The 13,770-nt window shown below is 67.0% G+C and carries 10 protein-coding genes; 5 read left to right on the forward strand and 5 right to left on the reverse strand.

The annotated features are described in order from the left end of the window. Positions 1-6: 6 nt before the first annotated feature. Complete coding sequence (gcvA, locus tag C265_RS02020) at positions 7-903, reverse strand: transcriptional regulator GcvA (RefSeq protein WP_010812849.1); 897 nt, start codon at positions 901-903, stop codon at positions 7-9. Between the two features lie 189 nt (positions 904-1,092). On the opposite strand from gcvA, the gene C265_RS02025 reads away from it, so the two are divergent. Together C265_RS02025 and fusA are read left to right on the forward strand one after the other, a co-directional pair. Then, a complete protein-coding gene (locus C265_RS02025; protein ID WP_010812848.1) occupies positions 1,093-1,971 on the forward strand; it encodes an oxidoreductase in 879 nt (292 codons plus the stop codon). Positions 1,972-2,173: 202 nt separating this feature from the next. Further along, positions 2,174-4,228 (forward strand): elongation factor G, encoded by a 2,055-nt coding sequence (fusA, locus tag C265_RS02030; protein WP_010812847.1) that lies wholly within the window; start codon positions 2,174-2,176, stop codon positions 4,226-4,228. Between the two features lie 23 nt (positions 4,229-4,251). Here the strand turns inward: fusA and boxA are convergent, their stop codons facing one another. The 4 genes from boxA to C265_RS02050 form a co-directional block, all read right to left on the reverse strand. Then, positions 4,252-5,532 (reverse strand): benzoyl-CoA 2,3-epoxidase subunit BoxA, encoded by a 1,281-nt coding sequence (boxA, locus tag C265_RS02035; protein ID WP_010812846.1) that lies wholly within the window; start codon positions 5,530-5,532, stop codon positions 4,252-4,254. Positions 5,533-5,676: 144 nt separating this feature from the next. Beyond that, entirely contained in the window at positions 5,677-7,104 is a 1,428-nt protein-coding gene (gene boxB / locus C265_RS02040; protein WP_010812845.1) for a benzoyl-CoA 2,3-epoxidase subunit BoxB, read from the reverse strand. 45 nt (positions 7,105-7,149) lie between these two features. After that, a complete protein-coding gene (gene boxC, locus C265_RS02045; protein WP_010812844.1) occupies positions 7,150-8,808 on the reverse strand; it encodes a 2,3-epoxybenzoyl-CoA dihydrolase in 1,659 nt (552 codons plus the stop codon). Between the two features lie 159 nt (positions 8,809-8,967). Next, a complete protein-coding gene (locus C265_RS02050) occupies positions 8,968-9,930 on the reverse strand; it encodes a helix-turn-helix transcriptional regulator (protein ID WP_010812843.1) in 963 nt (320 codons plus the stop codon). An 88-nt stretch (positions 9,931-10,018) separates the two neighbouring features. Here C265_RS02050 and C265_RS02055 point away from each other — a divergent pair, with 88 nt between their 5' ends. From C265_RS02055 to C265_RS02065, 3 genes are all read left to right on the forward strand, one after another. Continuing rightward, the gene (locus C265_RS02055) at positions 10,019-10,483 is read left to right on the forward strand and encodes a DUF4863 family protein (protein WP_010812842.1); all 465 of its coding nucleotides are present in this window, start codon (positions 10,019-10,021) and stop codon (positions 10,481-10,483) included. Positions 10,484-10,491: 8 nt separating this feature from the next. Continuing rightward, positions 10,492-12,039, forward strand: coding sequence for a 3,4-dehydroadipyl-CoA semialdehyde dehydrogenase (locus C265_RS02060; RefSeq protein ID WP_010812841.1), 1,548 nt, complete (start codon positions 10,492-10,494; stop codon positions 12,037-12,039). Between the two features lie 85 nt (positions 12,040-12,124). Next, positions 12,125-13,729, forward strand: a complete 1,605-nt coding sequence (locus tag C265_RS02065; protein ID WP_010812840.1) for a benzoate-CoA ligase family protein — start codon at positions 12,125-12,127, stop codon at positions 13,727-13,729. The last annotated feature ends 41 nt before the right edge of the window (positions 13,730-13,770 follow it).

A 13,770-nucleotide genomic window follows, 5' to 3' on the forward strand; every position in this document is an offset into this window, starting at 1 on the left:
GCGCGCTCAACCCTGAGTGTCAAACTGCGCCAGCAGCCATTGCCGGAACACTGCCATGCTCGGGCTCTCCTTGCGATCGGCAGGCGTCAGCAGGTAGTAGGTGAAGTCGCCCATGTCCATAGTCTGGCGGAATGGCGCCACCAGCCGGCCGGCGTCGAGATCCGCCGCCACCAGGAAGCGCTGCGCGATCGCGAAGCCCTGCCCTTCTGCCGCGGCCGCATAGGCCATGGCCGAGCTCTGGAAGGTCATGCCGCTGCGCGCATCGACCTCCTTGTCGGCGCGCGCGGCCTTGAGCCAGTGGGCCCAATCGTCGGGCCGCGCGATCGAGTGCAGCAGGGTCTGGTGCTGCAGGTCGGCGGGCTTCTTCACCTTCGGCCCGCCCTCCAGCAGCCCCGGGCTGCATACCGGCACCAGGATGTTCGACACCAGCCGGTAGGTATTCACGCCGCTCCACTTGCCGTCACCCAGCCTGATCGCGCCGTCGATGTCTTCCTTGCGGAAGTCGACCGGATCGAGCGACGCCGTCAGCAGCACCTCGATGCCGGGATTGGCGGCATGGAAGCTCGACAGCCGCGGGATCAGCCAGCGCATGGCAAAGGTGGTGTAGGCGCGCACCTTCAGCTGCTTGCGCTTGGCGCGCTTGCTCAATCGCCGCGTGGCCTCGCGCAGGTCGTCCATCGCCCTGGTCACGGCGCGGTAGTAGTCCTCGCCGGTGCGCGTGAGCGAGATCTGGCGGTGGCCGCGATGCAGCAGCTGCACGCCCAGCCCGTCCTCCAGCGCGCGGATCTGGCGGCTGACGGCGCCGGGGGTGACATGCAGCTCCTCGGCGGCCGTGGTGATGCTGAGGTGCCGGGCGGCGGCCTCGAAGGCGCGCAACGCGTTCAGTGGGGGCAGTTTGTCCATGCCGGGGAGTCTGCCATACGGTTGAGGCTTTCTCAATCGACGCGCCGGACTTCCATTCAAAACTAATAGTTGTCATTGAAACGCGATTGCACCGCCTAGTGTTGTGGGCGTTGCCTGCCTAAATTTGTCTCCGTGGCCCCCGCCATCAGACATCGCAGTCAAACCGAGCACCCTGAAAGGAGATTCACCATGTCCGCCAACACCACCAACACCGCCATCAACGCTGCCAGCAAGGTCTGGTTCATCACCGGCGCTTCGCGCGGCTTCGGCCTGGAACTGACCCGTGCCGCGCTGGCACGCGGCGACCGGGTCGTCGCCACCGCGCGCCGCCCGGAAACCATCACCGCCGCACTGGGCGAGCACGATAACCTGGTGGGCGTGGCGCTGGACGTCACCAACGAAGCGCAGGCCATCGCCGCCGCCGAGGCCGCCGTGGCCCGCTTCGGCCGCATCGACGTGCTGGTCAACAACGCCGGCTACGGCCTGCTCGGCGCGGTCGAAGAGGCCTCCGCAGAGGAAGTCGAGCAGCAGTTCGCCACCAACGTGTTCGGCGTGCTGACCGTGACGCGTGCGGTGCTGCCGCAGATGCGCCGTCAGCGCAGCGGCCGCATCCTCAACATTTCGTCGATCGGTGGCTACGCCGCGTATCCCGGCTGGGGCGTCTATGGCGCCACCAAGTTCGCGGTGGAGGGCCTGACCGAAGCGCTCGATGCGGAACTGTCGCCGCTGGGCATCCGCGCCACCGTGGTCGAGCCGGGCTTCTTCCGCACCGACTTCCTCGATGCCAGCTCGCTGGTGCGCGTGCGCACCGAGATCGCCGCATATGCCGATACGGTCGGGGCAATGCGCGAGCACATGGCTTCGGCCAACCACCAGCAGCCCGGCGACCCGGCCAAGCTGGCGGCAGCCCTGCTGACCCTGGCCGACAGCGAAACCCCGCCAGTGCGGCTGCCGCTGGGCTCGGACACGGTCTACCGCATCACCGAGAAGAACCGCAAGGTGGAAAGCGAACTGGCCGCGTGGCAGGCGCTGGCGGTGTCGACCGACCACGACGACGTGCGCCGCTGATCTTGCTGCAGCGCACCACCGCACGGTTTGCTGCAATGCGGGCATGCCGTGCGACACGCGAAACGAGGCCGACCGAGCGCCGGCCTCGCCACTTGCGGGCCATCTTGCGTCAGGCAATGCACCGAGTCGGGCATCCGCGTATGTCGCTTCCGGCGAATTTCGCCAATAATTCCCGGACAGCCATTGCCGGACGAGAGCCACCATGCACGATAGTCCCGATGCCATCCGCACCGTCGCCTTGCTAGGGCACGCGGGGTGCGGCAAGACCTCGCTGGTCGAAGCGCTGTTGCACAAGGGCGGTGCCCTGCACACGCCCGGCAGCGTCGAACGCGGTTCCACGGTGTGCGACAGCGACCCGCTCGAGCGCAAGTACAAACGCTCGCTCACCACCGCCGCCGCCCACCTGCACTACCGCGACACCCGCATCTACCTGCTTGACACCCCCGGTTATCCCGACTTCTCCGGCCTCGCCATCAGCGCGCTGGCGGCGGTGGAAACCGCCGCCATCGTCATCAATGCCCAGACCGGCATCGAGATGACCACGCGCCGCGCGATGGCGTGGGCGCAGGCGCGCCAGCTGTGCCGGATGATCATCGTCAACGGCATCGACGGCGACAAGGTCGACCTGCCCGCGCTGCTTGCGGACATCCAGGAGGCCTTTGGCAAGGAATGCCTGCCGATCAACCTGCCTGCCGGCAACGGCAGCCAGGTGGTGGACTGCTTCTTCAATCCGGCCGGCGAGTCGGATTTTTTATCTGTTCCCGCCGCCCACGATGCGCTGATCGACCAGGTGATCGAGATCGATCCCGAACTGATGGAGCTGTACCTGGAACAAGGCGAGGCGATCACGCCGGAGCAGCTGCACGCGCCATTCGAGCGCGCGCTGCGCGAAGGCCACCTGGTGCCGATCTGCTTTACCTCGGCCGCCACCGGCGCCGGCATCACGGAACTGCTCGACGTGTTCGTGCAACTGCTGCCCAACCCGACTGAAGGCAATCCGCCGCTGTTCTATCGCGATACGGGCGATGGCAGCGAACACCGCAAGGCCGTGCGCGCCGAGCCCGTGCCTGACAAGCACGTGCTGGCCCATGTCTTCAAGGTGGTGATCGACCCCTATGTCGGCAAGCTGGCGGTGTTCCGCATCCACCAGGGCACGGTCACGCGCGACAGCCAGCTCTATATCGGCGACGGGCGCCAGCCGTTCAAGGTGGCGCACCTGCTGCGGCTGCAGGGCAAGGAGACCCAGGAGATCCCGCGGGCCGGCCCGGGCGATATCTGCGCGGTGGCCAAGGTCGACGAACTGGGCTTCGATGCCGTGCTGCACGACGCCACCGAGGACGGCAATATCCACCTGACGCCGCTGGAGTTCCCAACTCCCATCTACGGGCTGGCGATCGAACCGGCGCGGCGCGGCAACGAGCAGCGCCTGGCCGAAGTGCTGCACAAGCTCAGCGCGGAAGACCCGTGCCTGCGCGTCGAGCATCCGGTTGGCACCAATGAGACCGTGGTGTTCGGCCTGGGCGAATTCCATCTGCGCTGCGCGCTGGAGCGGCTGACCGAGCAATACAAGCTGGAGGTGGTGACGCGCCCGCCCAAGATTGCCTATCGCGAAACCATCGGCGGCAAGGCCGAGGGCCATCACCGGCACAAGAAGCAGACCGGCGGCGCCGGGCAGTTCGGTGAAGTGATGCTGCGCGTGGAGCCGCTGGCGCGCGGCGAGGGCTTCGACTTTGTCGATGCGGTCAAAGGCGGCGCGATTCCCGGCCAGTTCATTCCCGCCGTGGAAAAAGGCATCCGCCAGGTGCTGGACAGCGGCCCGCTGGCGGGCTTCCCGATGCAGGACGTGCGCGTGACCGTGTATGACGGCAAGAGCCATCCGGTCGATTCCAAGGAAGTCGCGTTCGCGACCGCCGGGCGCAAGGCCTTTATCGACGCGGTGCTCAAGGCCAGGCCCAGCGTGCTGGAACCGATCGTCGACATCGAGGTGACGGCGCCGGGCACAGCCATGGGCGACATCATCGGCGACCTCTCAACCAAGCGCGGCCAGGTCCACGGCACGCGCACCGCGGTCGGCAACGCCGTGGTGGTGGCCGGCCAGGTGCCGCTGTCCGAGCTCAACGACTACCAGTCACGGCTGAACAGCATCACCGGCGGCCACGGCAGCTATACCATCCAGTTCAGCCACTACGACAACGTGCCGCCGGCGCAGCAGGACAAGATGGCATCGAAACACAAGGCGCAGCAGGATACGGATTGAGGGGTTCGCGCCCGCGGCTGCATCTAGTACGTTTCCAGATGCAGCCGCCCTTCCCGCTTCAACCCTTCAGCCAGCGCCTCCCATTGCAGCCCCGCCTGCTGCGCGACGTCCCTGAGCGCCAGCACCACGCCCTCTTCCATGCTCTTTAGCCCGCACACATAGAAGCAGGTATCGGGACCCGCCAGCAACGCTGCCAGGTCCGCCGCGCGCTCGCGCATCAGGTCCTGCACGTAGCGCTTCGGCTGCCCCGCCGTGCGCGAGAACGCCAGGTTGATGTCGATGAAATCCTTGGGCAGGTTCTGTAGCGGGCCGAAATACGGCAGTTCCTCCTGCGTGCGCGCCCCGAAAAACAGCATCAGCTTGCCGCCGTCGAACTTGCCAGCCTTGCGCAAGCGCCGGCGCCATTCGGTCATGGCCCGCATCGGCGCGCTGCCGGTGCCGGTGCAGATCATCACGATGTTGGAGCGCGGGTGGTTCGGCATCAGGAAGCTGGCGCCGAACGGGCCGATCACCTCCACCTTGTCGCCAACCTTCAGGTCGCACATGTAGTTGGAGGCCACGCCGCGCACCGGGTTGCCGTCATGGTCCTGCAGCACGCGCTTGATGGTCAGCGACAGGTTGTTGTAACCGGGACGCTCGCCGTTGCGCGGGCTGGCGATCGAGTACTGGCGGGCATGGTGCGGGCGGCCGCCGGCGTCGGTGCCCGGTGGCACGATGCCGATGGACTGGCCTTCCAGCACCGGGAACGGGGTCGCGCCAAAGTCCAGCACGATGTGGTGCGTGTCGTACTCGCGCCCCACTTCGGTCACGCGTACATTGCCGGTCACGGTAGCAGTGATGGTCTTGTTGGCGGACTTGGCGCCATACAGGTTGGTGTAGGCATGCGCGGCGGACCACGGCGGCACGGTGGCGCCGTAGCGGGCGCTGTTGACGGCGTCTTCGCCGGTGCCGGCCAGCGGCGACGCGGCGGGAATCTCCGGCGCGGCGGTCTGCAGCTCGGCGCCGGGCGCCAGGTCGGCCAGTTGCTCGGGCGTCAGCTCTTCCGGCAGCGTGTCCCAGCTGAGTTGCTCTTCGATGCTGTAGGCGCGCAGCTTCGGCATGGCGCGCCAGTTGTCGATCGAGCCGGTCGGGCACGGGGAAATGCAGGCCATGCACAGGTTGCACTTGTCGGCATCGACCACGTAGTTGCGCGAGTCGTGCGTGATCGCGCCCACCGGGCAGGTCGCTTCGCAGGTGTTGCAGCGGATGCAGATCTCGGGATCGATCAGGTGCTGCTTGATGACTTGAATTTCTGCCATGTCCATGGCGGTCTCCACAGGATCAGGGGCGTTTCGGGGTGAGGGTCGTTGTTGCAGCGGCGCTTTATGGACGCGCCTGCCCTCTCCCCCGGCCCCTCTCCCGCAAGCGGGAGAGGGGAGCAAACAGGGAGCAATGGGTAAGGCCGTGGCTCAGTTGAACCGCACGTACTCGAAATCCACCGGCTGGCGGTTGATACCCATCACCGGCGGCGCGATCCAGTTGGCGAACTTGCCCGGCTCGACCACGCGGCCCATCAGGCTGGCGACAAAGGCGCGGTCGCCTTCACTGGGCAGCCACTGGTCGCGGAAGTCGCGCCATTCGGCGTCGGAGATCACGCGGCCGTCCGGCGATACCTTGACACCCGCCAGCGCGCCGATATTGCGGTGGAAGGCCTTGTGCGGCACCTTCAGGCGGAACGGGATGCCGGCCTTCTCGATGACCTTGTTCCAGCGCTCCACACCGCCCATGCTGTCCTTGATGTAGTCGTCGCGCAGCACTTCGTTGAGCGCGTTGAGCATCGGCACTTCCTTCTCGGTCAGCTGGCCGTTCTGCGCCTGCAGAATGCGGTAGGTCTGACCCTTGAGCACGTGGTCGTCCATGCGCTTGCCTTCTTCGTAGCGGCCCTTGAGGCCGGTGCTGTAGAAGGTGGCGGCGTTGCTCGACTCATCGGCGCCGAACAGGTCGATGGTGACGCTGTAGTGGAAGTTCAGGTAGCGCTGCAGCGTCGGCAGGTCGATCACGCCGGCCGCGCGCAGCTTGGCGGGATCGTCGGTCTTGAGTTCGTTCATCACCTGGCAGGTGCGCTGGATCACGCGCGACACGCCGGACTCGCCCACGAACATGTGGTGCGCTTCTTCGGTCAGCATGAACTTGGTGGTGCGCGCCAGCGGATCGAAGGCGCTTTCCGCGAGCGCGCACAGCTGGAACTTGCCGTCGCGGTCGGTGAAGTAGGTGAACATGAAGAACGACAGCCAGTCCGGGGTCTGTTCATTGAACGCCTGCAGGATGCGGGGATTGTCCTGCTGGCCGCTGCGGCGCTCCAGCAGGGCCTCGCCCTCCTCGCGGCCGTCGCGGCCGAAGTACTTGTGCAGCAGGTAGACCATCGCCCACAGGTGGCGGCCCTCTTCCACGTTGACCTGGAACAGGTTGCGCAGGTCGTACATGCTGGGGGCGGTGAGGCCCAGGTGGCGCTGCTGCTCGACCGACGCCGGTTCGGTATCGCCCTGCGTCACGATGATGCGGCGCAGGTTGGCGCGGTATTCGCCGGGCACGTCCTGCCAGGCGTCTTCGCCCTTGTGGTCGCCGAAATGGATCTTGCGGTTGGCCTCGGCCGGGTTCAGGAAGATGCCCCAGCGGTAGTCCGGCATCTTGACGTGGCCGAAGTGAGCCCAGCCCTGCGGATCGACGCTGATCGCGGTGCGCAGATAAATGTCATGGCTGTGCGAGCCTTCCGGCCCCATGTCGTTCCACCAGCTCAGGTAGTTGGGCTGCCATTGCTCGAGCGCACGCTGCAGGGTGCGGTCTTCGCTCAGGTTGACGTTGTTGGGGATCTTGTCGCTGTAGTTGATGCCGGACATTGTGGTCTCCTTCAGGGGACGATTCGGTTGTCGTGTAAGGCTGGATCAGACGCGGTTCCAGTCGAAGGCGGCTTTGTCGCCCTTGCCGTAGACCTTGAGCGCACCCTTGTCGCCCACCGCGTTGGGGCGCTGGAAGATCCAGTTCTGCCATGCGGTCAGGCGGCCAAAGATGCGGGTGAACATGTTTTCCTGGCCGTTGAAGCGCAGGTTGGCTTCCATACCGGTGAGCGCATCGGGCGACATCGCCACGCGCTCTTCCAGCGCGATGCGCACTTCGTCGGTCCAGTCGATGTCGTCGGGGTTGGCGGTGACCAGGCCCAGCGCATACGCGGCATCGGCATCCAGCGGCTGGCCGGCCTTGGCGCGCACCGCGTCCAGCGCGGGCTGCTCGTCGTAGAAGCGGCGGCCCAGCCGGCTCTGGCCGGTGGCCATCGGGTACAGGCCGAAATTGACTTCCGCCACGGTGATCTTCGGCGCGCGCTCCTCGTCGTCCGGCAGCGCCAGGTGGTAGCTGCGGTCGCAGGCCAGCGCCAGTTCCAGGAAGGTGCCGGCAAAGCACGATTGCGGCTCGATCAGCGCGAACAGGCTGCGCGACGACACATCCAGGCGGCTCAGCGTGCGGCGCAGCAGGCCGATGGTCTCGCGCACCAGCCAGTGGTCCTTGTGCGCCAGCAGCGCGGCGTCGGTGGCCAGCACCGCGGCGGCGTCGCCGCTGGTCTTGATCAGCCAGGTGCCGATGTCCAGTTCATTGGTGCGCATCGACAGGATCGCGTCTTCCAGTTCGCGTGCCAGTTGCAGCGGGTACCAGGCGGCGCCGGCGGCGACGATCTCCTCGATGCTTTGCGGTTGCGCACCGACGGGTGCCTTCACGGTAAAGGTCGCGGTACGGCCGGCGCGATCGATCTCGACCGTCACATGCATATAGCGCAGCGCATCCGCTTCGATCGTCCGCTCGATCGGCTCGAGCGCCACGCCCTGCGCATCGGCCGGACGATCGCTCTGCGCGGCCAGCGCCAGCGCGCGCTCCTGCACCTTCTGCGCGAACACGGCGGGCTTGGCGATATCGTCGACCAGGCGCCAGTCCTTGGCACGCTGGCCGCGCACCCCTTCGGTGGTGGTGCAGAAGATATCGGCGAGGTCATGGCGCACATGGCGCTTGTCGGTCACGCGGGTCAGGCCGCCGGTGCCCGGCAGCACGCCCAGCAGCGGCACTTCCGGCAGGCTCACGGCCGACGAGCGGTCGTCCACCAGCAGGATCTCGTCGCAGGCCAGCGCCAGTTCATAGCCGCCGCCGGCGCACGCGCCGTTGACCGCGGCCAGGAACTTCAGGCCGCTGTGCTGCGACGAGTCCTCGATGCCGTTGCGGGTCTCGTTGGTGAACTTGCAGAAGTTGACCTTCCACGCATGGCTGCTGACGCCCAGCATGAAGATATTGGCGCCGGAGCAGAACACCTTGTCCTTGCCGCTGGTGACGACCACGGTGCGCACTTCCGGGTGCTCGAAGCGGACGCGGTTGAGCGCGTCGTTCAGTTCGATGTCGACGCCGAGGTCATAGCTGTTGAGCTTGAGCTTGTAGCCGGGGCGCAGGCCGGCGTTCTCGTCGATGTCCACCGCCAGCGTGGCGACGGGGCCGTCGAACGTCAGCTTCAGGTGTTTGTATTGGGCGGGGGCGGTCTGGTAATCGACGCGGGGGGCGGTGGTCACGGCGGTGTCTCCTCTGCGAAACTGCACTATCATGCATGAACAGGAATCTGATAACACGAACTATAGTTCATCAATCAGATTTCCTGCAAGCACTATTGTGCAGATCTTTCAAGAGATGCGGGTCACCGCTCCTGATGCCGGGTTATTGCGCCCCTGCCGTCACAACGGCATGCGCAAGGCCTGGCGTACCAGCTCGCGCAGCGCGGCAAATGTGGGTTCCAGCGGCTGAGCGCTGGTGTCCAGCGAGAACTCCGCCTTGGAATAGAAGGCCGCGCGCCCGGCCAGGATATGGCGCAGGTCCTCCATCGCCTCCTTGCTGGCCGCCATCGGGCGGAAGTCGCCCTGCTCGCGCACCCGCTCCATATGGTCTTCCGGCTCCGCCTGCAGCCAGACTGTGGTGCAGTGGGCCAGCAACAGGTTGAAGGTGGCCGGATCAGAGACCAGGCCGCCGGGCGTGGCGATCACGGCCTCGGGATAGATCTGGATGGCTTCTTCCAGCGCGCGCCGCTCGTAGCGGCGATAGGCGTTCATGCCATACAGGCCCTGGATCTCCGAGATGCTGCAGCCGGCAAACTTCTCGATCTCGCGGCTCAGCTCAATAAAGGGGAAGTCGAGGTCTTCGGCCAGCATCCCGCCCAGCGTGCTCTTGCCGGCGCCGCGCAGCCCGATCAGCGCCACACGCGGGCTGCGCGCAGCCTGGCCGGCATTCTCGCCACCCGTGCCGAGCATCTCGCCCACGGCAATGCGCACGCGCCGCAGCGTGGCTTCGTCGCGGTGCTCCAGCAGTTCGCGCAACAGGATCCATTCAGGCGACGACGTGGTGATGTCGCCCAGCAGCCCGGCCAGCGAGCACTGCAGCGCATCGGCAATGTGCTGCAGCACCAGGATGGAAGCGTTGCCGCTGCCGTATTCCAGGTTAGCCAGGTGCCGCTCCGACACGCCGGCGGCCTGCGCGGCGGCCTTTCGGGTCAGGCCGCGGCAGGCGCGCAACTCGCGCACACGCTCGCCCAGCGCGACCAGAAACGGGTTCTTGTCATTGCCGTTGGCAGCACGTGCATCTGAATCATGATGCAGGTCAACTTCCGGGGTTAACCCAGATTCATGCAATATAGTGCTTGACATGATTTCGGCGCGGCTCTATTTTTCATACATGCACAATAATGCATGAAGCCAGTGATGGCAACTGGCGAACCAGACGGAGCCCCCCACTATGTCCCCCACAGAATTCCGCAGCCAGATCGCGCAGTTCACCGCGCAACTGGCAGGCCGTCCGCTGGATGCCGCACTCGATGCCTGGCTCAATGCCGAGCACGGCGCCGGCAGCCCCACCTACCAGCAACTTAAGGACGCCTGCCAGGCCGGCGTGGCCGAAGGCTGGCTGTGCGACCGCGAAGGCGGCGGCATCCGCTACGGCCGCATCTTCAAGCCGGCCGACGACCTGCACGGCTTTTCCGTCGACGTGGTCGAGATGCAGGACATTGCCGGCCCGCATCACACCCATCCCAACGGCGAGATCGACCTGATCATGCCGCTCGAGGGCGACGCGCAGTTCGACGGCCGCCCCGCCGGCTGGCTGGTATGCCCGCCGGGCAGCGCCCACCGCCCCACCGTCAGCAACGGCCGCGCGCTGGTGCTCTACCTGCTGCCGGAAGGCCGCATCGACTTCACGCGCTGAGATTCCCGATGACTGAATTGCTATCCAACTACCTCGGCGGCAAGTGGCAGGCCGGCAGCGGTGCCGGCACGCCCTTGTTCGATCCGGTGCTGGGCGACGAACTGGTGCGCGTTGACGCCACCGGGCTGGACCTCGCTGCCGGCTTCGCCTTTGCCCGCGAACAGGGCGGCGCGGCCCTGCGCGCGCTGACCTATCGCCAGCGTGCCGCGCTGCTGGCTGACATCGTCAAGGTGCTGCAGGCCAATCGCGATGCCTATTACGACATCGCCACGGCCAACAGCGGCACCGTCAGGAACGACTCCGCGGTCGACATCGACGGCGGCATCTTCACGCTGGGCACCTACGCCAGGCTGGGCGATGCGCTCGGCGACCGGCACTACCTGCCGGATGGCGAGGCCGTGCGGCTGGGCAAGGACCCGTTGTTCCAGTCGCAGCACGTGCTGGTACCGACGCGCGGCGTGGCGCTGTTTATCAATGCCTTCAACTTCCCGAGCTGGGGATTGTGGGAAAAGGCGGCGCCGGCATTGCTGGCCGGCGTGCCGGTGATCGTCAAACCCGCTACCGCCACCGCCTGGCTGACCCAGCGCATGGTGCGCGACGTGGTCGAGGCCGGGGCGCTGCCGGCCGGCGCGTTGTCGGTGGTGTGCGGCAGCTCGGCCGGCCTGCTGGACCAGTTGCAGCCCTTTGACGTGGTGTCGTTCACCGGTTCGGCCGATACGGCCGCGGTGATCCGCTCGCATCCCGCCATCGCGCAACGCTCTGTTCGCGTGAATATCGAAGCGGACAGCATCAATTCCGCCGTGCTGCTGCCGCAGGACGGCCCCGATACCGCCGCCTTCGACCTGCTGGCGAAGGAAGTCGTGCGCGAGATGACGGTCAAGTCCGGCCAGAAATGCACCGCGATCCGGCGCGTGTTCGTGCCTGAAGCGCTGTATGGCCTGGCCGCCGAGGCGATCGGCGCACGGCTGTCGAAAGTGACCGTGGGCAACCCGCGCAACGATACGGTGCGCATGGGTGCGCTGGTCAGCCGTGCGCAGTTCAACGCCGTGCAAGACCGGCTGGCAACCCTGCGCAAGCACGCACAGGTGCTGCATGACGGCACGCAGCAGGCGCTGGTCGATGCCGATCCGGCCGTGGCCTGCTGCATCGGCCCGACGCTGCTGGGCGTGACCGATGCGGACGCCGCCGCCGCGGTGCACGACACCGAAGTGTTCGGGCCGGTGGCCACGCTGCTGCCCTATCGGGATACCGCCCACGCACTGGCACTCGTGCGCCGTGGACAGGGCTCGCTGGTGGCATCGCTCTATGGCAGCGACGCGGCCGCGCTCGGTGCGGCCGCCGTCGAGCTGGCCGACAGCCATGGCCGCGTGCATGTGATCTCGCCCGACGTGGCGCAGCTGCACACCGGCCACGGCAACGTCATGCCGCAATCGCTGCATGGCGGCCCCGGCCGCGCCGGCGGCGGCGAGGAACTGGGCGGACTGCGCGCCCTGCACTTCTATCACCGGCGCAGCGCCATTCAGGCCAGTACCGCGGTGCTCGACGAACTCGCCTGACCGTTCAAGCCAACCCGCTTCACCGCGCCGCCACGTCCGCATGGCGGCGCGCGGCACACCGTACACCAGCAACGGGGAGACACCCATGACCGCCACGCCCGCAGAACCACCCGTCCGGCCACCCGGCACGTCCTTCAACTTTGCCGGGCACCTGCTCGGCTGCAATGCCGGGCGCGCCGGCAAGGTCGCCTATATCGATGACGAGGGCCAGCTCACCTACGGCGAACTGGCGCAGCAGGTGCGGCGCCTGGCCGCGGCGCTGCTCGGCGCCGGCATCCGCCGCGAGGAACGCGTGCTGCTGCTGATGCACGACTGCAGCGACTGGCCGGTCTGCTTCCTGGGCGCGATGTACGCCGGCATCGTCCCGGTGGCCGTCAACACGCTGCTGACCGCCGACGACTACAGCTATATGCTGCAGCACAGCCGCGCGCAGGCTGTGCTGGTGTCGGCCGCGCTGCTGCCCGTGCTGCAGGAGGCGCTGGCCCGTCCGGGGCATGAAGTCGGGCAAGTGTTCGTGTCCCGTGCGCATGAGCCTCTGCCCGATGGCATGACGGCGCTGGATGCGCTGCTTGCCGCGCAAACGCCGTTGCAGGCGCCTGCCGCCACCAGTTGCGACGACCCCGGCTTCTGGCTCTACTCGTCCGGCTCGACCGGCCAGCCCAAGGGCGTGGTGCACAGCCACGGCAACCCGTACTGGACCGCGGCGCTCTATGCAGGCCCGGTGCTCGGCTTGCAGGAGCAGGACGTCTGCTTCTCTGCGGCCAAGCTGTATTTCGCCTACGGGCTGGGCAACGGCCTCAGCTTCCCGCTCAGCGTGGGCGCCACCGTGGTGCTGATGGCCGAGCGGCCCACACCCGAGGCCACCTTCCGCCGCTGGCTGCAACACCGGCCAACGGTGTTCTTCGGTGCGCCGACAGGATACGCCGGCATGCTCGCCTCGCCGGCGCTGCCGCAGCGCGCCGAGGTCACGCTGCGGCTGTGCTCGTCCGCCGGCGAGGCCCTGCCCGCCGATATCGGCCAGCGCTTCACCGCGCATTTCGGCTGCGAGATCATCGACGGCATCGGCTCCACCGAGATGCTGCATATCTTCCTGTCCAACCGCCCCGGCCAGGTGCGCTACGGCACCACCGGCTGGCCGGTGCCGGGCTACGCCATCGAGCTGCGCGACGAAGAAGGACGCCCGGTGCCCGACGGCGAGATCGGCGACCTCTATATCCAGGGCCCCAGCGCCGCGCTGATGTACTGGGCCAACCGCGAGAAGTCGCGCGAGACCTTCCGCGGCGGCTGGACCAAGAGCGGCGACAAATACGTGCACAACCCGGATGGCACCTACAGCTACGCCGGGCGCAGCGACGACATGCTCAAGGTCAGCGGCATCTACGTTTCGCCGTTCGAGGTCGAGGCCACGCTGGTGCAGCACCCGGCAGTACTGGAGGCCGCGGTGATCGGCGTACCCGACCATGAAGGACTGGTCAAGACCAAGGCCTTCGTGGTGCTGAAGGCGGGCGCGCAGCTTGGCGACGGCGAACTGAAGGCCTTCGTCAAGGAGCGGCTGGCGGCCTACAAGTACCCGCGCGCGATCGAGTTCGTCGATACGCTGCCCAAGACCGCCACCGGCAAGATCCAGCGCTTCATGCTGCGCGAACGCGAACTGAAGGCCGCCGCAGAGCGCGCCGTCGCGGCGGCGTGAGCGGCAACGCCGCCCGCCCCGTCATACCACCATACCGGAGA

The sequence above is a fragment of the Cupriavidus sp. GA3-3 genome, assembly GCF_000389805.1.
GTDB lineage: Bacteria > Pseudomonadota > Gammaproteobacteria > Burkholderiales > Burkholderiaceae > Cupriavidus > Cupriavidus necator_D.